Annotated in this window: 24 protein-coding genes; 13 read left to right on the forward strand and 11 right to left on the reverse strand. The window is 36.0% G+C overall.

Annotated features, from left to right (window positions below; translation table 11 throughout):
* Positions 1-771 (reverse strand): AraC family transcriptional regulator, encoded by a 771-nt coding sequence (locus tag OZP11_RS03890; protein ID WP_281233910.1) that lies wholly within the window; start codon positions 769-771, stop codon positions 1-3.
* Positions 772-937: 166 nt separating this feature from the next.
* On the opposite strand from OZP11_RS03890, the gene OZP11_RS03895 reads away from it, so the two are divergent.
* From OZP11_RS03895 to OZP11_RS03905, 3 genes are read left to right on the forward strand one after another with little or no spacing between them, the layout of a single operon-like run.
* Positions 938-1309, forward strand: coding sequence for a hypothetical protein (locus OZP11_RS03895; RefSeq protein ID WP_281233911.1), 372 nt, complete (start codon positions 938-940; stop codon positions 1307-1309).
* Between the two features lie 12 nt (positions 1310-1321).
* Positions 1322-2740, forward strand: a complete 1419-nt coding sequence (locus OZP11_RS03900; RefSeq protein ID WP_281233912.1) for an aminotransferase-like domain-containing protein — start codon at positions 1322-1324, stop codon at positions 2738-2740.
* Positions 2741-2747: 7 nt separating this feature from the next.
* Positions 2748-3239: a GNAT family N-acetyltransferase gene (locus OZP11_RS03905; protein WP_281233913.1), complete on the forward strand. Its 492-nt coding sequence runs from the start codon at positions 2748-2750 to the stop codon at positions 3237-3239.
* Between the two features lie 85 nt (positions 3240-3324).
* Here OZP11_RS03905 and OZP11_RS03910 read toward each other — a convergent pair whose 3' ends face one another.
* Positions 3325-4347 (reverse strand): LLM class flavin-dependent oxidoreductase, encoded by a 1023-nt coding sequence (locus OZP11_RS03910; protein WP_281233914.1) that lies wholly within the window; start codon positions 4345-4347, stop codon positions 3325-3327.
* Between the two features lie 161 nt (positions 4348-4508).
* Here OZP11_RS03910 and OZP11_RS03915 point away from each other — a divergent pair, with 161 nt between their 5' ends.
* The 6 genes from OZP11_RS03915 to OZP11_RS03940 all read left to right on the forward strand — a co-directional run bounded on the left by OZP11_RS03915 (position 4509) and on the right by OZP11_RS03940 (position 12553).
* Entirely contained in the window at positions 4509-4988 is a 480-nt protein-coding gene (locus OZP11_RS03915) for a hypothetical protein (protein WP_281233915.1), read from the forward strand.
* Between the two features lie 146 nt (positions 4989-5134).
* Positions 5135-6136, forward strand: a complete 1002-nt coding sequence (locus tag OZP11_RS03920) for an aldo/keto reductase (protein ID WP_281233916.1) — start codon at positions 5135-5137, stop codon at positions 6134-6136.
* A 27-nt stretch (positions 6137-6163) separates the two neighbouring features.
* A complete protein-coding gene (locus tag OZP11_RS03925; RefSeq protein WP_281233917.1) occupies positions 6164-7066 on the forward strand; it encodes a helix-turn-helix domain-containing protein in 903 nt (300 codons plus the stop codon).
* A gap of 119 nt (positions 7067-7185) precedes the next feature.
* Positions 7186-7767: a TetR/AcrR family transcriptional regulator gene (locus OZP11_RS03930; RefSeq protein WP_281233918.1), complete on the forward strand. Its 582-nt coding sequence runs from the start codon at positions 7186-7188 to the stop codon at positions 7765-7767.
* A gap of 50 nt (positions 7768-7817) precedes the next feature.
* Positions 7818-8609 (forward strand): SDR family NAD(P)-dependent oxidoreductase, encoded by a 792-nt coding sequence (locus OZP11_RS03935; protein ID WP_281233919.1) that lies wholly within the window; start codon positions 7818-7820, stop codon positions 8607-8609.
* A gap of 356 nt (positions 8610-8965) precedes the next feature.
* Positions 8966-12553 (forward strand): T9SS type A sorting domain-containing protein, encoded by a 3588-nt coding sequence (locus tag OZP11_RS03940; protein WP_281233920.1) that lies wholly within the window; start codon positions 8966-8968, stop codon positions 12551-12553.
* Between the two features lie 51 nt (positions 12554-12604).
* Here the strand turns inward: OZP11_RS03940 and OZP11_RS03945 are convergent, their stop codons facing one another.
* On the reverse strand, positions 12605-13450 hold the full coding sequence (locus OZP11_RS03945) for a helix-turn-helix domain-containing protein (protein WP_281233921.1): 846 nt from the start codon (positions 13448-13450) through the stop codon (positions 12605-12607).
* A 127-nt stretch (positions 13451-13577) separates the two neighbouring features.
* Between OZP11_RS03945 and OZP11_RS03950 the strand changes: the two genes are divergently transcribed.
* On the forward strand, positions 13578-14486 hold the full coding sequence (locus OZP11_RS03950; protein WP_281233922.1) for an AEC family transporter: 909 nt from the start codon (positions 13578-13580) through the stop codon (positions 14484-14486).
* Between the two features lie 8 nt (positions 14487-14494).
* On the opposite strand, the gene OZP11_RS03955 is transcribed toward OZP11_RS03950, so the two are convergent.
* Positions 14495-14677: a hypothetical protein gene (locus OZP11_RS03955; protein ID WP_281233923.1), complete on the reverse strand. Its 183-nt coding sequence runs from the start codon at positions 14675-14677 to the stop codon at positions 14495-14497.
* A gap of 320 nt (positions 14678-14997) precedes the next feature.
* Between OZP11_RS03955 and OZP11_RS03960 the strand changes: the two genes are divergently transcribed.
* A complete protein-coding gene (locus OZP11_RS03960) occupies positions 14998-15555 on the forward strand; it encodes a tetratricopeptide repeat protein (RefSeq protein ID WP_281233924.1) in 558 nt (185 codons plus the stop codon).
* A 10-nt stretch (positions 15556-15565) separates the two neighbouring features.
* Here the strand turns inward: OZP11_RS03960 and ppk1 are convergent, their stop codons facing one another.
* The 3 genes from ppk1 to OZP11_RS03975 all read right to left on the reverse strand — a co-directional run bounded on the left by ppk1 (position 15566) and on the right by OZP11_RS03975 (position 18932).
* Positions 15566-17581, reverse strand: coding sequence for a polyphosphate kinase 1 (ppk1, locus tag OZP11_RS03965; protein ID WP_281233925.1), 2016 nt, complete (start codon positions 17579-17581; stop codon positions 15566-15568).
* A 199-nt stretch (positions 17582-17780) separates the two neighbouring features.
* Positions 17781-18104, reverse strand: coding sequence for a nuclear transport factor 2 family protein (locus OZP11_RS03970; protein ID WP_281233926.1), 324 nt, complete (start codon positions 18102-18104; stop codon positions 17781-17783).
* Positions 18105-18137: 33 nt separating this feature from the next.
* On the reverse strand, positions 18138-18932 hold the full coding sequence (locus OZP11_RS03975; RefSeq protein WP_281233927.1) for an SDR family oxidoreductase: 795 nt from the start codon (positions 18930-18932) through the stop codon (positions 18138-18140).
* 122 nt (positions 18933-19054) lie between these two features.
* Here OZP11_RS03975 and OZP11_RS03980 point away from each other — a divergent pair, with 122 nt between their 5' ends.
* Both OZP11_RS03980 and OZP11_RS03985 read left to right on the forward strand, forming a co-directional pair.
* Positions 19055-19423 carry a winged helix-turn-helix transcriptional regulator gene (locus OZP11_RS03980; RefSeq protein ID WP_281233928.1) on the forward strand — a complete coding sequence of 123 codons (369 nt, stop codon included), beginning with the start codon at positions 19055-19057 and terminating at the stop codon, positions 19421-19423.
* A gap of 207 nt (positions 19424-19630) precedes the next feature.
* The gene (locus OZP11_RS03985; protein WP_281233929.1) at positions 19631-20446 is read left to right on the forward strand and encodes an alpha/beta fold hydrolase; all 816 of its coding nucleotides are present in this window, start codon (positions 19631-19633) and stop codon (positions 20444-20446) included.
* A 123-nt stretch (positions 20447-20569) separates the two neighbouring features.
* Here OZP11_RS03985 and OZP11_RS03990 read toward each other — a convergent pair whose 3' ends face one another.
* The 4 genes from OZP11_RS03990 to OZP11_RS04005 form a co-directional block, all read right to left on the reverse strand.
* Complete coding sequence (locus OZP11_RS03990) at positions 20570-21232, reverse strand: hypothetical protein (RefSeq protein WP_281233930.1); 663 nt, start codon at positions 21230-21232, stop codon at positions 20570-20572.
* A 173-nt stretch (positions 21233-21405) separates the two neighbouring features.
* Complete coding sequence (locus OZP11_RS03995) at positions 21406-24615, reverse strand: T9SS type A sorting domain-containing protein (protein ID WP_281233931.1); 3210 nt, start codon at positions 24613-24615, stop codon at positions 21406-21408.
* 110 nt (positions 24616-24725) lie between these two features.
* Positions 24726-25409, reverse strand: a complete 684-nt coding sequence (locus OZP11_RS04000; RefSeq protein ID WP_281233932.1) for a 3-keto-disaccharide hydrolase — start codon at positions 25407-25409, stop codon at positions 24726-24728.
* Between the two features lie 128 nt (positions 25410-25537).
* Positions 25538-25942 carry an aegerolysin family protein gene (locus OZP11_RS04005; RefSeq protein WP_281233933.1) on the reverse strand — a complete coding sequence of 135 codons (405 nt, stop codon included), beginning with the start codon at positions 25940-25942 and terminating at the stop codon, positions 25538-25540.
* Between the last annotated feature and the right edge of the window lie 18 nt (positions 25943-25960).

Raw genomic sequence — 25960 nt, forward strand, 5'->3', positions numbered from 1 at the left:
TTAAGATATTTTATACTGCGATGGCGTTACGCCCGTAAATTCTTTAAATTTCCGGCAAAAATGGGCTGTATCATAAAATCCGCTTTCAATTGCCGCGTCGCCTAATTCAAGACCTTCGTTCAGGAGAATCTTTGATTTTTCGATTCGTTTTAAAATGATATAATTGTTTGGAGTCAGTCCCGTTTCATGTTTAAACAAGCGCAGAAATTTATATTTGTCAAGCCCAAAACTTTTTGCGGATTCTTGGAGTGAAAACTTCTCGCCTATTCTGTCTTCTAAAAATCTTGAAAACAAATTGATTTCGGCATTTTTAAACATTTTATTTTTTCCCCATCGCTGTATCAGTTTTTCTAAGATGGTGAGTAATATCTTTTCAACATTAATTTCACTATTACCGAAATTTTGAGATAAGAAATAAAAATCCCAAAACAGCTGCTCATCGTAAACGATTTTCTCATCAAAGAAAACCTCGTTGTTATTGTTGAGCCTTTTCATAACATCCGGTGCGATGTAAAAGGTAAAAAAGGAATTTCCGGTTTTTCCGTCGCAGGGCGTTGCATGCACCTCATACGGATTGGTAATCGATAAGGTTCCTGCCGGAGCATGTAAATGTTTATCTGTAAGCTTAGTATCGAAAGTATGTTTTAAAATCAGCGCAATATTAAACGTATCATGTGTATGATATGGAAAACTAACTGTATTGTTCTGAGCATTTAAGAGCTCAAGACCATCCAGTATTGGAAGTTTATGATAGGTATTACTATTTTTCACAGCTGCCGGAATTGTATCTGTACTTCTCTGCTAAAGTAAAGAAAAAAACGAAGCCGCCTGGTACAATTCAGCCCCAGATTTCCACTTTAAATCTGTATCCATAAAAATAACGATTTCTGTATCTGTATCTATTTTTAACATCCCTTTAATTTTGCAGAAAAAAGATATGGAAACAAAAACTCAAAATTTAATACAATTAAAATTTAGAGAAGTATATGTGTTCGATATTAACAGCCTTCAGGATATATTTCACCAGTACTCGCACAAAAATGATTCAAAAAAAACATCCTTTGGAATTCCGTTTTTACTATGTCAACAAGAGAATAAAATAATTGCATTTGCCAGTCTGGTTCTTGATAAGGATCACAATGTAAACTATGCAATTTTTGAAAACGGCGCTTTAAATGCAGATGAAAAAACCGAATTTACAAACTACATATCCTATTTTCTTAAGAAAAAAAGAAATGATAATTTTAGTGATGCGAAACAGCTCAAAGAAAGCAGTAATTGTATAGCTGAATGGCTTGAACTTAATTAGTCAAAGATCAAAATGAAAAAAACGGAAACATTATACTTAAAGGTTGCTAAAATTATCGAAGACCAGATTCACAATGAGACTTTGCTGATTGGTGATAAACTGCCCTCGGTACGAAGTGCGCATACGCTTTATAATGTTAGTTTAAATACTATAAAATTAGCTTACCTGGAACTGGAGAGCCGGTCAATGATTGAATCCCGTCCCAAAATGGGATTTTTTGTGAGTAAAAGTTCGCAGCGAAATTTAGAGCTGCCCAGCGTTGCTACAATTAATCAGGAAGAAACCAAAAATACTCCCGAAGATTTAATTGATAAAGTTTTTGGCACTCTTAATCAGTCAGATGTGACTCAATTTGCATTGGGTATTCCCGGAAAAAACTTTCTGCCGTTAACAAAACTGAACAAAAGTATTATTACCACCGTACGAAACAGAAATGATGCAGGGACTTCGTATGAGCCGGTACAGGGTACAGAAGATTTACGACGGGCCATTGCAAAATGGTCATTAGTAATGGAAGGCAAAATTACCGAAGACGATCTTGTAATTACGTCCGGTGCAATGAGTGCTGTTTATAATGCTTTAATGGCAGTGACTTCTCCCGGAGACAGCGTTGCCGTAGAAAGTCCGGCGTATTTTGGAATACTTCAGGCCATTAAAATGTTAGGGCTAAAAGCAGTTGAAATTCCAACACATCCGTTGTACGGACTCGATTTGGATGCATTAAAAAAAGTGATGCCCGAAATAACGGCTTGCTGTATTGTAAGTAATTTTAACAATCCGATGGGTTTTCAAATGCCCGATGAAAATAAAAAAGAATTAGTCAAAATGATAACTGCTTATAATATTCCTTTAATTGAAGATGATATTTACGGCAATCTTTATTTTGGCACTGAACGTCCTAAACCTTGTAAATTTTATGATGAAGAAGGTCTTGTACTATGGATAGGATCTGTTTCAAAAACACTTGCACCGGGATATAGAGTCGGCTGGATTGCTCCGGGTAAATTTAAAAATAAAATAATTCGTCAGAAACTGGTTCAAACCGTCTGCAGTCCTTCTTTATATTCTGATGTAATTACAGATTTTTTAGAACACGGCCGCTACGATCATCATTTAAGGAACTTCAGAAACAAACTTTATACTAACTTTCTGCAGATAAATCGTGCCGTTGAATCTTACTTTCCTGATAATACAAAAATATCACAGCCAAAAGGAGGTTTCATGTTATGGCTGGAACTGGATCAGCGAATTTCTACAACAGATTTATTTAATAAAGCTTTAGCACAAAAAATCAATTTTGCTCCCGGCAGAATTTTTTCGCAATACAACCAGTATAATAATTGCATGAGACTTACTTATGCTCTTGAGTGGAATGAACGTGTAGAAGACAGTATTAAAAAATTAGGCAAAATAGTTAAAAACAGCATTTAATAAAATTATGGAATACAAGAATAATCCGGACAAACCGGAAATAGTAACCTACAATACTAAATATCAAAAAGCATTTAAAGATTTAAATATAGAATGGATTGCTGCTTATTTTGAAATTGAACCCAGTGATCTAAAAGCTTTAGATCATCCTCAGGAATACATTATTGATAAAGGAGGTGAAATTTTTTCGGCAATTTTAAACGACGAAGTTGTTGGGGTTTGTGCCATGCTGAAAAGTGAACATACAGATTTTGATTACGAATTGGTAAAAATGGCGGTAAGTCCAAAAGCACAAGGAAAAGGCGCCGGATTTTTACTGGCACAAAATGCCATAAAATGGGCAGCAGCACAGGGTGCCTCAAAAATTTACCTGGAAAGCAATACCAAACTTGGACCGGCAATTAAACTATACGAAAAGTTAGGTTTTAAAGAGATAAAAGGCATTTCTTCTCCTTACAAAAGAGTCGATATACAAATGGTCTTACATATAAATGATTAGCCAAAACACGAAATCCCACAGCATAATAAAGCAAAAGCCCCGATTTATTAAAATCAGGGGCTTTTAAATGTTCTTTTTTAAAACGTTAGCGCCAGCCTAATTCCGGAGCTACATGTTCCAGAATAGAAGATAATATGTGCACATTATAATCAACACCCAGGGTGTTAGGAATAGTCAGCAACACGGTATCTGCTTCTTTGATGGCTTCGTCTTCGGCGAGTTCTTTTATTAATTTATCCGGTTCGGCGGCATAACTTTTTCCAAAGACTGCCCTTTTCTCTGGTTCAATATATCCAAAACTATCTGAGCCTTTGCCTTGTCCGCCAAAATAGTATCGGTCCTGCTCGTTGACAATTGCAAAAATCGAACGGCTTACAGAAACCCTTGGTTCACGATCATGCCCGGCTTTCTTCCAGGCTTCTTTATACAATCGTATCTGCTCTGCCTGCTGGATATGAAAAGGTTTCCCGCTTTCGTCAAACTTGAGAGTTGAACTCTGCAGGTGCATACCATTTTCGGCAGCCCAGACAGCGGTTGCGTTAGATCCTGCTCCCCACCAGATTCGATCTCTTAATCCTTCAGAATGCGGCTCGACACGAAGCAATCCCGGCGGATTCGGGAACATCGGATACGGATTCGGCTCTGCAAATCCTTCTCCTTTTAATCCTTCTAAAAAATCTAATGCTTTTTTGCGTCCCATGTCGGCATCGGTTTCACCTTTCTCTGGTTCATAACCAAAATAACTCCAGCCGTCAATAACCTGCTCCGGTGATCCTCTGCTGATTCCAAGCTGCAAACGTCCTCCTGAAATCAGATCGGCTGCACCGGCATCTTCCAGCATATACAACGGATTTTCATACCGCATATCGATTACACCTGTCCCTATTTCAATTTTGCTTGTTTTGGCACCAATGGCCGAAAGTAAAGGGAAAGGCGACGCCAGCTGCTGCGCAAAATGATGTACACGAAAATAAGCTCCGTCTACTCCTATTTCTTCTGCAGCCACAGCCAGATCAATCGATTGGAGTAATGTATCTCCCGCTGTACGAGTTTGGTAGGACGGATTATTGGACCAATGCCCAAATGATAAAAATCCTATCTTCTTCATAAATGGCTTAATTTTTTTACTCTTCCAAATATACGCATCATAACCGAGTAATATGGCATTTTTGCCGATAATATAAGACTGTAAAGTTTGAATGCTATTATGTAACAAATGATTCGTACAAAGAAGGTAAATTTGAAATGCTTTACTAAAAATTGATCATTATGAAAAATTTTCTAATCCTATTACTTTCAATTTTCTTTTTTTCCTGTCAGCAGAAAGAAAACAAAAATACAGCTGTTCCTGTGACCGAATCTCCATCTCCTGCCAAAAAGGAAATGAAAGAAAATAAACAAATGGGTGATACTATTTTTATGAATTACAAGAATGAAAATGGTTTATTTACAGCAGAAGGTTTAGTCGATTCTATCCAATCTCACGTTTATATCAAATTTAAAAATGAATACCCCGCCAAACTGAACGGAAAGATTATTCCGGAGCCGGGTTTAGGGAACATTCGTTTTAACCAAATTATCTTTCCGGATAAAACCTCAGACGGACCTTTTGGTATTGAACTGAAAACCAATATTGAACAAAAAGGAGATTACATTTTGGTTATTGGCCACTCGCAAATGGCTGACGGTAAATACTGGGGTAAATTTAAAGTTGAAATTGAAAATAAAAAAAGAGAGACCGGGAACTGAGAGAATATTTTACCAAATAGAATATCGTATCAAACTTTGACTAAGCTTTTACATCCATCTGTAATCTGCATACAATCTTCTGTAATCTGCAAACCTCTGATCATGCCTTTTCTTATGAAATTTGCATTCAAATAAAATTATACAAGATGAAACAGATAAAATTAGGAAATCAGGGATTAATCATTCCGCCAATAGGTTTGGGATGTATGGGAATGACCGGTTTTGAAGAAGGAAACATGTACGGTCCCGCAGATGAGAAAGAAGCAATACAAACCATCCACCGTTCGCTCGAACTGGGAGGTAATTTTCTCGATACGGCTGATTTGTACGGTCCTTTAAAAAACGAACAGCTGATTGCAAAAGCCATAGGAAATGAACGTGACAAGTACATTCTGGCAACAAAATTTGGCTGGGAAATCGATGACAATAACAAAATAACCTGGGCCATTAACGGAAGCAGAAACTATATCAAAAAAGCGGTAGAACGTTCACTAAAAAATTTGAATACCGATTATATCGATCTGTATTACATGCACCGTCTGGACAAAAACACACCGATAGAAGAAACGGTTGATGCCATGAGCGATCTGGTTAAGGAAGGAAAAGTGAAATACATCGGACTTTCGGAAGTGTCATCTGAAACTATTAAAAAAGCACACAATGTTCATCCCATAACAGCCGTTCAAAGCGAATATTCTTTATTTGAAAGAACCGCAGAAGAAAAAGGCGTATTAAAAACACTGGAAGAACTAAAAATTAGTTTTGTGGCTTATTCTCCTCTGGGACGCGGCTTTTTATCAGGAGAGATTCGTTCAATAGATGATCTTCCCGAAAATGATTTCCGAAGAGCAATTCCGCGTTTTCAGGAAAACTATTTCCATAAAAATATTGAACTGGTGAAAGCGGTCGAAAAAATGGCCGAAGAAAAAAATGTAACGTCATCACAGCTTGCTCTTGCATGGATCATCAATAAAGGAATTGTACCTATTCCGGGAACCAAACGCAGAAAGTATCTGGAACAGAATATCGCTACTGCCAATATAGAACTGACTCCGAATGACATTCAAAAACTGGAAAGTATCGTACCTTTGGGAACAGATACCGGAGCTCCGTATGATGAATTTAGTATGGGACTCTTAGACTACTAAAAGAACTAAACTTAAAAAGACGCTGTTATGAATACCATTGCCTCTGTATCTGCTTTTCACCGCCTGCTCTCTCTTCCGGAGCCCAAACATCCTATGGTAAGTGTTATAAACTTATCCGAAAGTGTTTTTCTGGATGATGAAATCTGGAAAGGTTTCGTCAATAAATTCTATTGCGTTGCTTTAAAGAGAGATGCAAAAGGAAAAATCAAATACGGTCAGGGACATTATGATTATGACAAAGGCGTACTCAGTTTTACTGCACCCAATCAGGTGCAGTATCTCGATCTTCAAAATGTAGAGTGCGGAGCGGGTTATTTACTGATATTCCACGAAGATTTTCTTCTGAAACATCCGCTGTCACAAAGGATATTTGATTTTGGCTTTTTCTCTTATGCCGTAAACGAAGCACTGCATCTATCTGAACAGGAAGAAAACTATCTGATCGAAATTCTGGACCGTATCGACAAAGAATGCCAGCATATCGACCGCCATACCCAGGAGATTATTTTGTCGCAGATTGATCTGCTTTTAAATTATTCAAGCCGTTTTTACGAGAGACAGTTTATAACCCGTAAAAGTAACAGTCATGCACTGCTAACAAAATTTGAAAGGTTTATAAATGAGTATTATACTAATGAAAGTACTGCCGAAAAAGGTCTTTTAAGCGTTAGTTTAATTGCCGAAGCCCTCAATCTTTCACCAAATTATTTAAGTGATTTCCTCAAAATTCATACAGGACGGAATACAAAAGAACATATTTATGAAAAACTGATTAATAAAGCGAAAGAAAAACTATCCGCAACCGAGTTAACGGTCAGCGAGATTGCCTACAATCTTGGTTTTGAACATCCGCAGTCTTTCAGTACGCTTTTTAAAAAACGTACACAAATGGCACCTTTGGAATTTCGGGAAAAGATCAGAAATAATTAATTCAAATAAAAGATTGATAATCAGCGATTAAATCTTTAATTTATAAATATTGTAGTTAAAAATTGTTTCTAATTCTGTTTTTATATAATTTTGTATCGATTATTACAAAATAAAACAAAATGCGCGGACGCCCGACTATTTACGAAGATTCTAATATTATAAAAAAAGCACAGGAACTTTTTTGGCAGAAAGGCTACAACGCGACCTCTTTAAGCGATTTACAAAAAGCAACCGGTGCAGGCGCAGGAAGTTTTTACAACACCTTTAAAGGAGGAAAAAAAGAGGTTTTTAAAAAAGCTGTTCAGGAACGCAGACTTGCTTTTGAGTCTTTTAAAAACGAATTAAACAGAAGTGAATCTCCATTAGAACTGATTAAAGATTTTTTTAGAAGTATTGCAGAAGCTGCTAAAAATGAGCATTTAAAAGGATGCATCATTGCCAATACGGTTGTAGAAATGACTTTTATAGACGAAGGTCTTGAAGCTGATGCGGTTGAAATTTTAAAAGAAGTCGAACAAATGTTTACTGAAGTTATAAAAGACGAACAAACAAAAGGCCGTATAAAAACACAAACTGCTCCCGACATTCTCGGAAAATATCTTATCACGTTTTGGTGCGGGCTTAATACGCTGCGCAGAATGTATCCCGACAAAAATGTCTTAAAAAATCAGATCGAAATGCAATTAGCTGTTATCAGCTAATTTTTTTGACCATTTATGTATCAATCATTACAAAAATAAGTATAAAAAAAATGGATTTAAAATTAGAAGGAAAAACAGCTTTTATAAGCGGTTCGACACAAGGAATTGGTTTTGCAATTGCAAAGCAGTTACTGGCTGAAAAAGCAGCTGTCATTATTAACGGAAGAAACGAAGAAAAAATAAATGAAGCGGTTATAAAACTACGAACAGAATTTCCTAATGCTGAAATATCCGGAATAAAAGCCGATTTCGAAAAAAAAGAGGAAGTCAGTAAATTAGCAGATCAGCTTTCTGACATTGACATTCTGATTAATAATGTTGGAGTTTTTGATTTAAGAAACTTCGAAGATCTTGAAGATGAAGACTGGTATAAAATTTTTGAAATCAATGTAATGAGTTCTGTCAGACTTTCGAAGAAACTATTACCGCAGATGTTACAGAAAAAATCAGGAAGAATTGTTTTTATAAGCAGTGAATCAGGCGTAAACATTCCCGGAAATATGATTCATTACGGAATGACAAAAGCCGCTATGACAGCTGTCGCAAATGGCTTATCTAAACTAACAATCGGAACCGAAGTCACTGTAAATACAATCCTGGGCGGACCAACCTACTCTGACGGCGCGGCTTCGGCTATAGAACAAATTGCCTCGATGCAGCAGATTGAGACGGAACAAATGAAAAACATTATTATGCAGCAGACAAATCCGCATTCTTTACTGCAGCGTTTTATAGATCCGTCTGAGATTGCCTCGCTTGCCGCTTATCTTGCAAGTCCGCTGTCATTAGCCACAAACGGAGCTTCACTAAGAGCTGACGGAGGTGTTTTACGAACAGTTTAGGACAAATCTTCAGTATTTAAAAAAGGGGTTTCAATTAAGAATTCGATTACTATAAAAACAGAAAGAGATTATCCCTTTTGCTAAAATGGAAAAGTTCTTTAAAGAGAATTTGAAGTAAAAATATGATGCCTTTCTAAAAAGAGTTTCCTAAACAGGAAGCTCTTTCTTTTTATTACGGAGTCAAATTCTTATTACTGTCAAATTTCTTGATTTTTCATACGAAATTACAGCGTATTTAAGCACTGGAAATTCTCGTTAAAAATGTTTACTATTTCGTTTTAACAAGTATTTATTTTTATATTTTTGAAGCAATATTTCTTAATTTTTTGAAAATTTTAAAACCTAACCATTTATATATGAAAATAAAACTACTTTTATTACTATTATTAACAGTTTCAATAAATTTTTACGGACAGACCGGATTTGAAGAAAGCATAGCTATAGGAAGTCCTCATGCTACTTACCGGCCTCAATTGGTTAAAGCAGCAGATCTTGATGGTGACAATGATCTTGATGTCATCACTTTTGGAAATCAACAGCTAAACTGGTATGAAAATGCTGACGGTAAAGGAAGCTTTGAAAAAAAGAAAACTATTGCCGCAACAAATGGAAGTGCGGGAGCTTTATATACCTTCGACTTTGATAAAGACGGAGACATGGATATATTAGTTTCTGTGTCAAACAAACTTACTATTTACAAAAACAATGGCTCAGGAAATTTCACAGCTGCGCAATCATTTACACTTGGTTCACGAGATTTAAACCCCGCTGTACTAACAGATATTGATGGTGACGGTACTATAGACATTCTCTGTTATTACAGTAACAATGTTCCCACTGTTACGCAGCCTAAACTTGTATGGTTCAAAAACGACGGTACAGGAAATTTTGGACAAGAACAAGTAATTACAAGCAATCGTGATGACTTACTTTTAGCGTCAGCCCTAAGTGCAGACGATCTCGATGGCGATGGAGATCAGGATATTATCATTGGCTACAGAGATTACAGCAAAATTGCCTGGCTTAAAAACCTAGATGGAAAAGGTACTTACAGCGCACCGCAGATAATAACAATGTCTGCACGCGGATTGACTTCTATTACAACTGCAGATATCGATCATGATGGAGATAAGGATGTAATTGTCTCATCAGCATCTAAAAACCAGGTGTTGTGGTATAAAAATATTGATGGCTTAGGAACTTTTGACAGCGAAATTATTATTACATCTGATGTTACTGAAAGCCAGAAAGTTTTAGTAACTGATATCAATAATGATACTAAAGTTGATGTTGTATATACAGCTAAAAATGAAATTGGATGGATGAACAACGCTGCAGGTACAGGCAATTTAAGCGCGAAGCAGGTAATTACCAATACCGCTTTTGGCGTAAAAGATGTAGTAATGGCCGATATTGACGGAGACGGAATAAAGGACTTGATTTCAGCGTCTGAGGATGATGATAAAGTCGCCTGGTACAAACATGACGGAAATGGTAATTTTGGAAGACAGGAAATAATTGCCAGAAGAATTCAAAACCCAACCCACGTTTATTCAGGAGATTTTGACGGCGACAATGATATCGATCTGCTAGTAAATTCAAAAGACGATGCTAAACTGGCATGGCTTGAAAACACAGATGGTCTGGGTTTTTATGGTAAACAGCACATTATTACCGAAAGTGTTACTTCTGGAAATATTACACCTTATGCATATCCTGCAGATCTTGACGGAGACGGCGATCTGGATATTATTTGTACCAATAAATCGGTGCTGTTTTGGTATGAAAACGATGGACTGGGAAATTTTAATATACAACATGTCATTAACAGTAAAAGCTCGCCAACCATTATTCGGGCTAAAGACATAGATGGCGATGGTGATATGGATATAATTTGCGGTGTATACGAATCAGCCAAAATTTCATGGTATAAAAATGACTCAAAAGGAAACTTTGGTCCTGAATTAATAATCGCAGATACACAAAATAATAACAGTTCGCTGACCTCGATGGAAATAGCTGATATGGATGGTGATAATAATCCGGATATTATTGCATCAGAATTTAGCAGAGACACTTACTTCTACCGAAACAAAAATGGATTAGGAGATTTTGAGCTCGTATATAACTCTGTTTTCAGCAAACTGCAAGCTGTCTATCCCGCCGATGTTGATGGAGATGGTGATAACGACATTGTTGGGGTAAGCGCTCAGGGCGGAAGACCTTTTGATTCCGTTATCTGGTATGAGAACACTACCGGAAAGGGCGATTTTATGAGTAAACACGATATCACAGAGGAAACAATAGAAGGCAAAGCAATACATGCAGCAGATATTGATAATGATGGTGATATAGATGTATTTACAGTTTCCGGTAATTCGAGAACATCAAGTGTACTTACACTATTTGAAAATGACGGAAAAGGTTCTTTTGCAGCAGGAAAAATAATTCATGAAATCTCAGATTACTTTGTCGGCCAGGATGTTAAAACTGCCGATGTCGATAACGACGGGGATCTTGATATTTTAACAGTCTTTGGTTACGGTTGGACAATTGGCAAAGTTTCTGTTTTTGAGAATTTAGGTCCTTTGCGCAATACCATACAAGGAAAAGTTCTTATTGATGCTGATTCTAATGGATGCTCTGCTGACGATGTAAAAGGAAGTAACCTTATGGTTATTTCAAATAACGGAAGCAATAGTTTTGCCACTTTTACAGATCAAAACGGTGTCTATTTTACAGCAGCAAACGAAGGGGATTTTACCACAGCCATTACCTCAAAACTGCCGGACTATTTTGTTTCCAATCCAACATCGCATACATTTAGTTTGTCAGGAGCAAACAACAACTATTCAGCCGATTTTTGCATCGCTCCTATTGGCCAGATAAACGACCTTACTATTAGTTTGTATCCGGCCATTAATGAACCTCGTCCGGGCTTTGGCACTAAATACCGCATCGTATATCGAAATAATGGTACAACAACAACAAACGGTACTGTAAAATTTGAATACGATAAGGACAAACTAAGTTTCATAAATGCTACAGAAGATATTTCTGCACAGAATGCCGGTACATTGTCTTTTGATTTTAAAAATTTAAAACCTTTTGAAACCAAAACTATCGATGTAAACTTCACCGTTTTTGCACCGCCAGCAGTCAATATCAATGAACAGCTTGTTTCGACTGTAACTGTAATTCCTGATTCTGGAGAAGATCAGACAGAAAAAGATAATACGTTTACATTGAACCAAAAAGTAATAGGTTCGTATGATCCAAACGACATTAACTGTCTTGAAGGAAGTCAGGTATTACTGGAAAATTCCGGCGAATTTCTTCATTATATTATCCGTTTTCAAAATACAGGTACTGCAAGTGCTATAAATGTCAGAGTACAAAACATCCTGGACAATAAACTGGACTGGACTTCTATGCAGCTCGAAAGTATGAGTCACAGCGGTAAAGTTGAGATTAAAGATGGTAAAGAAATTAAATTTATTTTTGATAACATCCATCTTCCTGACAACAAAACAAATGAACCCGATTCACATGGTTTTATTACCTATAAAATTAAACCGTTAAAAAATGTCGCAGCTGGCGATATTGTAAAAAACACAGCAGATATTTATTTCGATTTCAATCCTAAAATTGTCACAAATACTGCTTCTACATTATTTACCAGCACATTATCTGTTTCTGAAAACCATGCAGATCAATATAAAGTTTACCCAAGCCCAACAGCTGGTCTGGTAAATATTCAGGCAAACACAAAAATTGAAAAAGTTTCGGTAATTGATGTTAACGGAAAATTAGTTAAAGAATTTGAAAATACTGTCCCTGCATTATCTTTTCAATTAGATTTGGCACATTTGGCAAAGGGTGTTTATTTCCTTAAAATCAAATCAGAAAAAGGAAGTATTAACAGAAAAATAATTAAAAAATAGTATCAAAAATCACACATCAAGAATGCTAAATCTTTCGGTTTAGCATTTTTTTTATTCATTTTTATTCATTCCTTTCTTCTGAAAAACAGGCGTCTTATTTGTCCGTGATTTATAAAAATGAGAGAGATGGCTTTCATCGAAAAAACCAAATTCTTCTGCTATTTCCTTTATGGTCTGACTGCCGGATTTCAGTCTTTTGTTAATCAAAGCTATTTTATATTCGCTTGTGTAATCCTGAAAACGCATTCCGAAATTACGTTTAAAGTACGTTCCAAAATAACTTTCGGCAATGTTAAACAAATCTGCGATTACTTTAATTCGCAGTTTTTCGGGAAAATAAATATTCTGGTGTATATACGAAACCAGTAATTTATCCTGCGACTGGCTGCTTTCAAACGGTATATCTTTTATAGGAAGGTTTTCTTCAATAAGTCCGAATAAGGAAAGGATCTGGTGAAAAACAAACAACGAACCCGAAGCTTTTTTTCTGGGATGAAAGCTTTGTATGTTTTTCATAGTAGTCCTGAATAACGCATTATTAGGTTCATCGATAAAAAGCCTCATTTCTTTTAAAAGTCTGTTTCTCATAATCCTTTCAGAAATCTGTTTGAAGCCCTGTATCTGGCTGCTTTCCCATTTGGCAAAATAGTCATCGGTAAATTTAATGGCCGTAAAAGACGTTTTCTCATGAATATCAAACCAGTGTTCGTCTTCGCTTGAAATCAGGAAAAAGCTCCCTGATTCGTATTCCAGACTATGCCCGTTAAGCCAGTGCAGCCCTTTTCCTGAGAAAATATACATTAACTCGTAATAATTTTGGCTGTGCATCGGAAACTCAAAAACTTCGGCCTCAAAATCCAAAATCTGCAAGTCTTCAAACTGCTTAAACTTTGCCATATTGAATTGTTTTAAAACTATAGTAATTCTACATAAAGATATAGGATTTCTACAGTAAAACTATCATTAACCGCCATTACTTTTGAAATAAAATAAAGATCGTTGATTTTAAACAATACCACAAAAAATGGCCAATATAGCCCTGATAGTATTCTGCACTCTAGCGGGTATTATCTTTAAAAAATACAAACTTGTTCCTTTTGATGCTCACAAGGGTATAAACACTTTTATTCTTTATCTTGCTCTTCCGGCAGTTTCGCTCAAATACATTCCGAAAATCGCAGTGAGCAAAGATTTAATTTTTCCTATTTTATCTTCTGTAATAATCTGCGCGGGAAGTTATATTTTAATGTATGCTTACTGCAGATATAAGAAATATTCGAAACGCTCAAGAAGCAGTCTTGAAATTTCGAGTGGTTACAGCAATACTTCTTTTATAGGTTTTCCGCTCATTATGGCGTATTATGGCGAGAAACAACTGGAAACCGCTATTATCTGCGATCAAAGCATGTTCATTATTTTATCTACAATTGGGATTATAGGTGCTATGAAAAGCGGAAAAACAACAGAAAAGTTATCGACTCTTTTAATAGTCAAACGTTTTATTACTTTTCCTCCTGTTATTGGCTGTATACTTGCTCTTGCACTCTCGCAATTTTCATGGCTACAATATGCCGATCCTTTTTTTGATAAATTAACGGCAACAATTGGTCCACTTGCATTGTTCTCACTGGGACTGCAGCTAAATATTAAAGGCTGGAAAAGAAAAGCACCGCAAATTTCTATGGCAGTATTTTATAAATTACTCATTGCTCCTTTGCTTGTTCTTGCTGCCGCATTGCTTTTGGGCATTAAAGGAGATACTGCCAAAATAAGTATATTCGAAGCTTCTATGCCAACGCTTATTACGGCTTCTATTATAGCAGAACAATTTCATTTAAACAGCAGGCTCGTTAACCTTACCATTGGCATCAGTATACTGCTGGGTTTTGCTACAACGGCAGTATGGGCAGTTGCTCTGAACTTTTTGTTTTAGAAGATTTATTATTTAGTACTATTGATCATCTCCCAAATATGATCCAGGGTCAATAAGGTTTTTAAACGAGTGCCGCAGCTTAGATAAATCCATGTGCCCAGGGATTCTTCGGCTGCAAACATACACGTAATTTGAGAAATGTTTATGGTGTACTGCGTAAGATCGTCGGTTCTAAATTGTATGGTTTTCATAATATTACAAGGTATTTCGGGCTTAAAAATGCAGATAAAAACAATAAAAACAGATTCTTTTACGGTTTATACTACAGCCAAAGTTAGGCAATGAGGCAGATTTGTCTTTTAAATCCTATTTAAAATAATATTATTATTACTATAGAAAACCATTTAGAATTATAAGAAAAAACTATACTATTTTTCAGAATCAACATCTCATTATTAAGAAGATGTAAAATTAATTCCTTTTTGAGACAAATATATTCTAAAAAAAATCTTATTTTTAGCTCCCTCTTTTTTCTCTTAATTTCATAATAATAAATCTTAAATTTTAAAGTATGAAATGGTTTGCCGAATTAGAAACAAAGTTTAAGGATGCTTTTTTTAAAACGCTTCCCCCACAGAATCTCGTTAACCTGCAAAAAGGAAAAGAGCTTTATCTTTCAAGCCGGTTTGATGAAGCTTTGCTCTATTTAGACAATGCTGTAAATTCTGAATACGATCCCGCAGCTTACGAATTAAGGGCAAAATGTTTTCAAAATTTAAATTACCATTCTAAAGCAATTGAAGATTTTGACAAAGTAATCGAAGAAAATCCGCTGGAATTCTCGTATTATTACAGCCGGGCGGTTTCAAAAAATGCCGTATCGGATCTTGACGGTCAGATTGAAGATCTTCAAAACTGTATTCATTATTACAAAAAGAGTAAAAACATAGAGAATGCCATATTAAAAAAACTGGAAACAGATTTAATTACGGCTGGAAAATATCTGGAAAATGTGAGATACAATATTAGTTTATCTCCCAAAACACCTTATTTAGAAATAAAAAAACTTATTCGCGACTGTCTCTCTCAAATACGACATATCAGAATTACCAAAAATCTTCAAAAATAAACCGGTCCGATTATTCATTCTGCCGGGCAATCCAATCATAAATTTCGGTCTGTGCACATCTTTCTTCGGTAAAACCTGATACATTTAATTGATTATTTCCTGCGCTGTTTATCACTCGCATCTTCGTGTTATCTTCCAGTTGGAGCCGGACAATTGTATTGATTTCTGCAATATGTTTTTCGTCATGTACAGGAAACGCAACTTCTATTCGTCTGTTTAAATTTCGGCTTAACATATCGGCAGAAGATAAATAGATTTTTTCTTTTCCGTTATTTCCAAACTTGTAAATTCTCGAATGTTCCAGAAACATCCCAACAAGACGGTAGATTTTGATGTTTTCTGATACATTTTTTATTCCCGGCAGCAAAGTGCAGATACCTCGTACAATTAAAGTTACGGTTACTCCTGCCTGGCTGGCTTCGATAAGTTTCCTGATAATATCCTTTTCATCTACTCCGTTTACTTTTAGCAATACCGAGGCTTCCCTGCCTTCTTTTTTATTTTGTATTTCGTTATCAATTAATCCCAGTAATTCCTCTTTCATATTAAAACCAGCGGCCAGAATTTCTTTTGGCATGCCTGTTTGTTTCTTGGTTTTTAAAAAAGTAAAGATTTTTTTAAGATCGTCTGCGTATTTTTTTTCTGAAGAGAAAAAACCAAAATCAGAGTATACACCTGCCGTATTTTCATTAAAATTTCCGGTCGATAAATAGCAGTAATTTTTCTTGTTTCCGTATTTATCTTTCATGGTAACCATTGCAGCTTTGGCATGAACTTTTAAATTCGGCATACTTTGAATGATTTTAATTCCGGCATTTTTCATTTCACGCGACCAGAATAAATTGTTGTACTCATCAAAACGTGCTTTTACCTCAACAAAAACTGTTACCTTTTTTCCGTTTTTAGCAGCGCTTATCAAAGCATTTGCAATTAAGGACTGCGACGAAATACGGTATAAAGTAATTTTTATTTCCAGAACGTTTCGGTTAATTGCTGCCTGATTAAAAAACTGAAGTACGTAATAGTACGACTGATACGGAAAATGAAGCAGCTGATTCTGTTTCTCTATAACTTCAAAAATAGATTTGCTGCATTCAAACGGCAGATGTTTGAGTCCCGGATAATGTGTTCCCTGAAGATACGGTTTCACCGGATTTGGAAACTGAAATAAATCATACAAATTATGATGACTCCCGCCTTTTATCATTTCGCTATTGCGCAGCCGGAATACATTTTTGCAAACTGAAAGGGTTTCAGAATCCATGTTGGAGTCATACAGAAACCGTGTCGATGAACCGCGTTTTCTTTCTTCTATTTTTGCTTCAATTTTAGCAATCAAATCTCCTGAGTTTTCATCATCTATTAAATAATTTTCATCGCGGTTTAATTTGATGGCGTAACATGAAACAACTTTTCCTTTTGGAAATATAAACGACAAACATTTCTTTATTATGGTATCGATCGAGATAATATAATGCATTTCGCCCTGACTTTGCAGCTGCTTGTATCTTTGTAGTTTATCTGACGGAATATTGAGATAGGCATAATTAAAATTTCCGGCTGAATCTTTTAATTTTACCAGTAAATACAAACTGCGATTGTGCAAAAAGTATGTTTTGGGCTGATTTACAGAAATGTAAATAACCTGAATATAAGACAGGATAATACTTTTAAAATAATATTCTATTTCGTGCAGATGTTCTTCGGTCAGTTCCTGATTTTCATAGTACACTATATTGTTTTCTTCCAATTCAGGCAGAATTGAACCGTTCCAGATGACTCCAAAACGATTTTGCTGGCGGTTTACTTCTTTCAAAATCTGATCCAGAAGTTCTTTATTCTTTTTCGAATTTTTAACCATCAGCTTTCTGATCTTCACTCTGAAAAATTCATCGAGATTCGAAGAATGTATCGCTAAAAATTTAATTCTTTCGTATAATGAATTACGGGCATCGTCTGCTTCATCCAAAATAGCTGCATTGAAAGAAAGCCATGAGATTTCTGAAGGGATAAGATAGTTTTGCACGTCAAATAAAAACGGTTAATAGAGAATAAATGGTTTACTGCATTTCTGATAAGCCTGTAAATGTCAACATTAATTATTTTAAAATGTAAACACAAGCAAGCAGTTAACTAAAATTTAATTTACAGGTAACATTTTTCTGACTAATACAAATGAGGCAAAATAAAAAACTCCTTAAGTTTTAAGGAGTTTTAGGATCTTGTTACGAATTAATCTTTAGAGAATTTATCAGCTTTTCATCAAATTCAAAATTATAATACAGCACCAGAGGACTTCCCGGAAAAGTTCCTGAAACTTCTGCCTGTAAAACACCTTGATTTTCATTTTCCTCATAGTGAAGCGGTTTCATTACTGCGTTATATTCCTTTCCCGCTTTTTCGATCCATGTTTTTATTTCATTTCTGCCTTTATAACTTCTGCCTTCGTCAAATACTGTTGAAGTTTCTGAAAAACAATTGGCAAATGCCGTGCTGTCGCACTGATTCTGTGCGTTTACTAAATCTTTAATTACAATTGGTAAGTCCATATTATTTGTTTTTACTGTTAGTAGTTCATCTCATTAAATCGTGGGGATTGTACCGCCGTCAATTACAAAATCTGTTCCTGTTAAATAACCGGCTCTTGGCGATACCAGAAATCCTGCAAGTTCGGCAACTTCTTCCGGCATCGCAGCTCTGCCAAAAGGTATGCCTCCCAATGCGGTCATGACACTCTCCTCTGCTTCTTTAAGAGATATTTTATTGCTGTTCGAAATGCGTTCCATCATTCTTTTAGATGCTTCGGTCATAATCCATCCCGGAGAAATGGTTAAAACACGTACGCCTTTAGACGAAACTTCTTTTGATAAACCTTTGCTGTAATTAACTAATCCTGCTTTTGCTGCCGCATACGGAAGTGTAGAATCGTACAGCGGTAATTTTGCCTGAATCGAAGCGATATGAATAATGATACCGCTTTTATTTGCAATCATTTTTGGCAGAAAAACTTTGTCTAAGCGTACAGGTGCGAGTAAATTCGTTTGTATGGTTTCTTCCCAGTGAGCATCTGTTAAAACACTAAAACCACCCGCAGGTGTTTCTGATCCTCCCATATTATTGATGAGAATATCAAGTTTTCCGTATTTTTCAAATACAATTGAAGCAATTTTCTCAGAACTGTCCTGTCTGCTTAAATCGGCCGGAATAAAATGCAAATCCGGATTGGGATTTTCCAGTTCTGTTCTTGCCGTAATAATCACTTTAGCTCCGGCATTTTGTAAACGCTCTGCAATTGCTCTTCCGGTTCCTTTTGTTCCTCCTGTTACCAGAGCAACTTTGCCTGATAATTCGTTTTGGTAATCTGTTATCTTTTCCATCTTAATTTGTTTTGTACAAATTTGGGAAGTATAGCATTTTCTTACAAGTACGGAAATACGATTCGCATAGGGATAAATTATTCCCTATTGTACAAATCAGAATATAGATTTATTTTTACAATATGTATGAAAGAAAAATAATACCAAACTTAAACTGCGGACTTGACCTGATAGGTGAAGTATTGTATGGAAAATGGAAAATACGCCTGCTTTGGTTTATCAATGAAGGCCATAAAAGACCAAGCGAATTGCAGCGTAAAATACCCGATGCTTCCAGAAGAGTTTTAAACATGCAATTAAACGAACTTGAAGAGCATGAACTTATTGTCAAGAAAATATATCCTGTTGTTCCTCCCAAGGTTGAGTACAGCCTGACCGAATTTGGCGAAAGTTTAATTCCCGTAATAGGACATTTAGGACGCTGGGGAGATGAAAATCAGGAACGGCTGAGAACTCTGATTGCCAAAAAATTTGTTCAGTTAAACAATTAATCCTTTCTAATACCATGTAAGCCTCTTTTTGTGTTCTAGTTTCTTTTCTTAATCTAGATTAATCGAAGTTCCTTTTTAGCCGTAATATATTTGCACTGTAAACATAAACAAACAGCATATTATTTATCTAATATGTTAAAAAGTAAAAAATAATTATCAAAAATTAAAGTTACTAATACAATACATTAATCTTAAAAATTAAAAGTTATGAGCACATTTACAGTAAAAGACGGAACACAAATTTATTACAAAGACTGGGGAAAAGGACAACCTGTAGTATTTCACCACGGATGGCCTTTATCCAGCGATGACTGGGATGCACAAATGATGTTTTTCCTGCAGCAAGGCTACCGCGTAATTGCTCACGACAGAAGAGGACACGGACGTTCAGGTCAGAGTTCTGAAGGAAATAACATGGAAACCTACGCTTCTGACATTGCTGAATTAACTGAATTTCTGGATTTGAAAGATGCAATTCACGTAGGGCATTCAACAGGAGGCGGCGAAGTAATACGTTACGCGGCAAAATACGGAAAAGGACGTATTGCAAAAGCAGTAATCATTAGCGCCGTAACCCCAATAATGATTCAAAGCGAATCGAATCCGGAAGGAGTTCCATTGTCAGTTTTTGACGAAATCAGAAAAGGAACCGGATTTAACCGAGCACAATATTTTCATGATTTTCCTATTGCTTTTTACGGCTGGAACCGTGAAGGACAAACGGTTCAGGAAGGTATAAAACAAAACTGGTGGCGTCAGGGAATGATGGGTTCTGTACTGGCTCATTATGAAGGTATCAAAGCGTTCTCTGAATCTGACTTTACAGAAGATCTTAAAAGTTTAGATATTCCGGTTCTGGTATTGCACGGAGAAGACGACCAGATTGTACCTTACGATCAGGCGCCGAGGGCTGCTAAACTTCTTAAAAACGGAAAATTAATCTCATACCCTGGATTTTCTCATGGTATGCCTACCACAGAAGCAGAAACTATCAACAATGATATTTTGGCTTTTATAAAGTAAATTTTAAGTAATTTAAAACTGCCTGTAAAACAAAATTTACAGGCAGTTTTTCTTTTTAATAACTTTAATAGACAATTTTGGGTTTGTTGAAACTGATGAAATTTCTTTTTATCTAATCAATAATTATCTAAGTTCTTCTTCGGTGTATTTCACATCCTTACCTGGTGCCAAAGGCAGTGGAAGCGGACTTTTAACGGTTTTGATTTTAAGTTCAAATTCATTTGAAATATAATCGTTAAAATCATAAGCAGATAATATGCTTTTAAGTCTGCTGTCTGAAAGAGCGGACTTTTTTAATCCTTCTTCAACCCTTTGACCATAGATTTTTAAACAAACTTTATAAGTTTTGGCGGGTAAAATGGTGTAAGTATTAAGATAAGTAGACTCTTTTTGTCTATATAAATTTATAATTACTGTTTTTTCTTCATGAGGCAGAAATGAAATAGTATTATTTTTTATTTCAGAAGCAAAATCTTCTTCCTTCATTTTACCTGAACTATAATTGTTTAAATTAGAAACTGGTACAATGGCTTCATCTTCATTTAAATCTAAAAAATCCACATAGATCTTAGAAGAATTACTATTTACAAAGGAAGTCTTATTGTTATATTCCACTCCAAGATTTTTTGAATCAAGGAAAAGTAATTTTTTCTCGGAGGTATTGTTGATAATTTTAACTGTCACTTCGGCTTCTGATAAAGAGGATGCAACAATTGATATGTCTCTCTTTTGAGAAAAACAATTGAAAAAAGAAATTATTAATATAAATGAAACTATTCTTTTCATCAGTTATAGGATTTTTAAAATCATAATTATACATCACCATCATAATAAAGATAAGGCTCAAACCATATTTGTTTCTTTACAACTTCTGTTAAATGTTTTAATGTACAAAAACAAAAAGCCTGAGATTTATTTCTCAGACTCTTTTTGTTACGTTAATATTGAACAAATTATATTTAGTTCTTAATCACTTTTCTAACTGAATTTCCTGTTTCATTTGAAAACTGGAACATATAAACTCCCTTAGGCAAATGTGAAATATTTAATTTGGCAGATGTTGTTTTTATTTCTTTTGAAAGTACATTGTGACTTGTTACATCATAAATATTCAGATTGATGCCGGCTGATGCATTCGTTTCGATTGTAATAAAATCATTAACCGGATTTGGGTATACTTTTAATGCATTCTGAAGATCAAAGTCTTTTGTTCCAAGCGTTGTAACTTCAAAACAAGTACTTGTTACCGTGCATCCGTTTTTGGTAACTTCAACAGCATAACTTCCCGATGTTTTTGGTGTAAAAACAGCATTAGTTTCGTTTGGAATAACGGTTGATTCTCCGTCCTTGCAGGTCAGCCATTTGTAGGTTCCTCCTGTTTCGGCAGCAGACAGTTTTCCTGCGGTGTAGGTAATTCCTGCATTCAGACCATTTACGGTTACAATCTGAGTCGCTATGGCTGTGTTATTGCTTCCGTCTTTTACTGTCCAGGTTACGGTTGTTTTTCCTATTGGAAAACTTGCCGGAGCGTCATTGGTTACTGAGGCTACTGAACAATTATCTGATGTTACAGGAATTCCCAGATCGACATTTACTGCTGTACAATCTGTATCTGTATTTACTGTAAGGGCTGTTGGAGCGGTTATTCTTGGTTTTTCAAAATCAGTATCGGCGATTATAATAAAATTCTTTGTTACGCTCGCTGCTGCAGCATCTGTAATAGTGCATGAATAATTTCCTTCGGCTAATCCTGTAATTGATGCCGTTTTTTCTCCATTTGACCAAAGATACGTATAAGGCTCCTGCCCGTTAAATACTGATACAATCGAAGCAGAACCGGATGAACTGCCTGGACAAGTTAAGTTGGTCTGGATTGTAACTGCATCTACAGAAGGTGTTACAGCAGTACCATTTAAACGAATTAAATACGATGAAGAAGCAACACCGCGATAACCCGAAAATGTTCCTCCTGCCAGTATTTTTCCATCAGGATATACAGATAGAGTCTGTACTGGCGCTCCAAATCCTGTTCCGGCATCAAAAGTACTGTCTACAGTTCCGTCAGGGTTTAAACGTGCTAAACGGTTTAATGCCGTTTCATTGAAAGTATCAAATTCACCTCCAACTATTATTTTCCCGTCTTTTTGCAGCTGAACGGCGTTAATGCTGATTCCATATCCGGTTCGGTTTTTGTCGTACCAGTTTCCGTCAGTAAAAGAAGCATCTTTAGTTCCGTCAGCATTTAATCGCATTAAGAAGCTTTCGTAATTTCCTGCTGCAGGAGAAAAAACACCTCCGACTATTATTTTTCCGTCCGGCTGTACTACAATATTCCCAACAACGATTGCCAATTCAGGTAAAGCTTCGGTACTAAACGAAGTATCTTTGCTTCCGTCTGCATTTAAACGAAGTAAATATTTTTGTGAAGCGCTGTTAAAAATCGTAAAATTACCGCCTACGAGTATTTTTCCGTCTGGCTGTACTGCTATATCTGTAACAACACCATTAAAATTCTCGTAATCTCCGGGTTTAAAAGAAGAATCCGCAAAACCATCAGAATCGAAACGCATAATTTTTCGTACATCTGCATTTGGAAAGCTTGAAAAAAAGCCTTCAACGATAATTTTGCCATCCGGCTGTATGGCTATTGCTTCTAAAGGAGATCCAAACCGTTTGCTAAAACCAGTATCAAGACTTCCGTCAGGATTCAAACGAACTAAATAACTCCTTCCCTGAGCTTCATAATCGGTAAATTTTCCTTTTACCAAAATTTTACCGTCGGGCTGAATAAGTATCGATTGCACCTCATCATTAAATTCTATATTCAGTTTAAATGAAGTGTCTCTTGTTCCATCAGCATTTAAACGAATCAATTTCTTTTGTATAACGCCCTGAAAGTTGTCAAAATAACCTCCTACAATCACTTTTCCATCCGGCTGCAAGGCCGAACAATACACCGCGGCATCAAAACCGGTGTCTTTGCTGAAAGCAGCATTTTTAGTTCCGTCTGGATTAAGACATATAATTCCCTTTTCAATTGTTCTTCGGCAGTAATTAAATGTACCTCCAATGAGCATTCTTCCGTCCTTTAATTCTACAATAGATAAAACATCTGCATTCATCTTTCCGGTAAGGAGATTGGCTCCGTCGTTAAAAAAAGTGCTTGGAAATGCAGTATCAAAACTTCCGTCAGGATTAAAACATCTTACTGAATCATCCCCGTACGAATCGCCGTTACTAATGTAGAAGCTTGCCAATAATCTCCCATCTGCAAGCAGACACATATTAGTGACTGTCTGATAAGTAAAATACTTAAAACCATCAGGAGTAATAAATGAAGTATCTTTACTTCCATCCGGATTTAAACGAATCAAATATCTCTGATCAGCATCCTGAAACTTTTTGAAGGCACCTCCTAATAGTATTTTGCCGTCATTTTGTATGACAATCGCGTCGACATCATTATTAAATCCGGTCCCGATATCAAATGAAGAATCTTTACTTCCGTCTGTATTTAAACGTACTACGTGATTTTGTTTGACACCATTAAAAGTAGTAAAATCACCTGTTACAATAATTTTCCCGTCAGCCTGTACTGCCACTTTTGTAACACCATAATCAAACCCGGTTCCTATATTAAAAGAACCATCAGAACTACCGTCAGCATTAAGACGATAGACGCTTTTATAAGGACCAAAAGATCGGAATCCTCCGTAGGAAATCATGATTTTCCCGTCAGACTGAACAGCCAGAGAATTTACAAAAATATTTGACAATCGCGAATTTCCCGAATCAAAAGCGGTGTCCCTGCTTCCGTCTTCGTTTAAACGAATTATTCGAATGGTCTCAGCAAGATTACTTCCGCCTATAAGCAGCTTTCCGTCCGGCTGTACAGCTAAACATTTTATATTGAAATCAGTTCCCGGATTGTAATTAAAAGAAGTATCTACACTGCCGTCAGGATTCAACCTGATTACCTCTTTAGTCACTGCGTTTTTATAAATTCTGGATCCCTGAACAATTATTTTGCCATCTGGCTGGACAACCATATTATAAACTTTGCCGCCAAATCCGGGTCCGGGACCAAAATTATGATCGACATCTGCTGCATTCTGAGAAAATATGAGCAAAGAGTGTAATAAACAAAAGAAGAGTAAAGTTTTTTTCATAGAGTGTTTTTTATATGTCAGCTGTTGCAAACATAGTAAAAAAACTCCTGCATTATCCTGTTATTAAATCGTTTATAAACAAAAAAATACGATCTTAAGAATCTGAAAAACTACTGCAATTCTTTAATCTTAATATTACGAAACCATACGGCACTGCCATGATCCTGTAAAGCAATTCTTCCTTTTTTAAAGGTACCGAAATCCGGCCAGGAAGCAAACTTACTTCCGGTTATGAGTTTTTTGAAATTTTCATCCCAAAGTACGGTTTCCACTACTACAACATTATTCATAATCAGCGTTAATTTCCCGTCTTTGCTGATAATTTCGGCTGTGTTCCATTCACCCACAGCTTTTACGGGTTCTGATTTACTCTGGATTAAATCGTATAAATCTCCCGCTCTGTGTTTGGTAATTCTGCCATCGTGATGACCGTCATTATCCAGAATCTGCATTTCTAATCCGGTACTGTACGTGCTTTTGTATTTCTGAGGATTTTCATTAATATAAAAAATAATCCCGCTGTTGGCATTGGGAGACACTTTCCAGTCTAGTTTTAAATGAAAATTTTCAAATTCGGCATTGGTTACCAAATCGCCTCCTTCTCCGTTTTTAGCGGTTTCCGGATCAAAATATAAGATGCCGTTTTCTGCTTTCCATGCAGTTCCTGCCGAATTTTTTCCATACGAATGCCAGCCTTTTGTTGTTTTTCCCTCAAAAAGCAGTTTAAAGCCCTTTTGCGCGTGTACCATTTGTGTGAAAGACAAAACCAAAATTGCTGCTATAATTTTTCTCATGTGTTTCTTTTAATTATGATAAAAACCAGTCTGATTCTTTGGCGTAAAGCTAAAAAAATCAGACTGGTTCTGGTAAATTTACATAAAAAAGAATCTAAATTCTAAATCTCGAATTCTAAAATCAAAAATTACAATTTAATACAGGTGATGGTAACATTTCCTATTGCACCGGAACTTTTGTTACCGCCTTCTTTGTCTGTTTTATAAGAAGTCTCAGAGGCGCTTTGTGTCCAGCTGATTTCATTTGAACTTTTCCAAAATGGACAGTCCCAATAAAACTTGCCTATTTTGGTATCGCCGTCATACAATTCAAAACTGCCTTCGGTACCGGTTGCTGCGCCGGATCTTCCGCAGGCACAAATTCTTTTGCTTGTACCCGACTCTATTTTTATACTATTGATAGCAGCAATACTTAATTCTTTATTTTTGTCTCCGTATTCATAAAACTTACCATAGTCACGTTTCGTATTTTTAACCTGTACAGTCATGTTTTCTGATACAATTTTAATTTCAATCCATTGTGCGTACCCCATGATTTCTAATATTTAGCT

Source organism: Flavobacterium gelatinilyticum (assembly GCF_027111295.1).
In the GTDB taxonomy this organism is placed as follows: Bacteria; Bacteroidota; Bacteroidia; order Flavobacteriales; family Flavobacteriaceae; genus Flavobacterium; species Flavobacterium gelatinilyticum.

Coding starts and splice junctions, on each gene's coding strand:
- OZP11_RS03950 (WP_281233922.1), top strand. CDS start 13,578: ATGGCCAATATAGCCCTGATAGTATTCTGCACTCTAGCGGGTATTATC.
- OZP11_RS03970 (WP_281233926.1), bottom strand. CDS start 18,104: ATGGACTTACCAATTGTAATTAAAGATTTAGTAAACGCACAGAATCAG.
- OZP11_RS03900 (WP_281233912.1), top strand. CDS start 1,322: ATGAAAAAAACGGAAACATTATACTTAAAGGTTGCTAAAATTATCGAA.
- OZP11_RS03930 (WP_281233918.1), top strand. CDS start 7,186: ATGCGCGGACGCCCGACTATTTACGAAGATTCTAATATTATAAAAAAA.
- OZP11_RS03935 (WP_281233919.1), top strand. CDS start 7,818: ATGGATTTAAAATTAGAAGGAAAAACAGCTTTTATAAGCGGTTCGACA.
- OZP11_RS03940 (WP_281233920.1), top strand. CDS start 8,966: ATGAAAATAAAACTACTTTTATTACTATTATTAACAGTTTCAATAAAT.
- OZP11_RS04005 (WP_281233933.1), bottom strand. CDS start 25,942: ATGGGGTACGCACAATGGATTGAAATTAAAATTGTATCAGAAAACATG.
- OZP11_RS03945 (WP_281233921.1), bottom strand. CDS start 13,450: ATGGCAAAGTTTAAGCAGTTTGAAGACTTGCAGATTTTGGATTTTGAG.
- OZP11_RS03895 (WP_281233911.1), top strand. CDS start 938: ATGGAAACAAAAACTCAAAATTTAATACAATTAAAATTTAGAGAAGTA.
- OZP11_RS03910 (WP_281233914.1), bottom strand. CDS start 4,347: ATGAAGAAGATAGGATTTTTATCATTTGGGCATTGGTCCAATAATCCG.
- OZP11_RS04000 (WP_281233932.1), bottom strand. CDS start 25,409: ATGAGAAAAATTATAGCAGCAATTTTGGTTTTGTCTTTCACACAAATG.
- OZP11_RS03975 (WP_281233927.1), bottom strand. CDS start 18,932: ATGGAAAAGATAACAGATTACCAAAACGAATTATCAGGCAAAGTTGCT.
- OZP11_RS03905 (WP_281233913.1), top strand. CDS start 2,748: ATGGAATACAAGAATAATCCGGACAAACCGGAAATAGTAACCTACAAT.
- OZP11_RS03990 (WP_281233930.1), bottom strand. CDS start 21,232: ATGAAAAGAATAGTTTCATTTATATTAATAATTTCTTTTTTCAATTGT.
- OZP11_RS03955 (WP_281233923.1), bottom strand. CDS start 14,677: ATGAAAACCATACAATTTAGAACCGACGATCTTACGCAGTACACCATA.
- OZP11_RS03915 (WP_281233915.1), top strand. CDS start 4,509: ATGAAAAATTTTCTAATCCTATTACTTTCAATTTTCTTTTTTTCCTGT.
- OZP11_RS03920 (WP_281233916.1), top strand. CDS start 5,135: ATGAAACAGATAAAATTAGGAAATCAGGGATTAATCATTCCGCCAATA.
- OZP11_RS03995 (WP_281233931.1), bottom strand. CDS start 24,615: ATGAAAAAAACTTTACTCTTCTTTTGTTTATTACACTCTTTGCTCATA.
- OZP11_RS03980 (WP_281233928.1), top strand. CDS start 19,055: ATGTATGAAAGAAAAATAATACCAAACTTAAACTGCGGACTTGACCTG.
- OZP11_RS03985 (WP_281233929.1), top strand. CDS start 19,631: ATGAGCACATTTACAGTAAAAGACGGAACACAAATTTATTACAAAGAC.
- OZP11_RS03960 (WP_281233924.1), top strand. CDS start 14,998: ATGAAATGGTTTGCCGAATTAGAAACAAAGTTTAAGGATGCTTTTTTT.
- OZP11_RS03925 (WP_281233917.1), top strand. CDS start 6,164: ATGAATACCATTGCCTCTGTATCTGCTTTTCACCGCCTGCTCTCTCTT.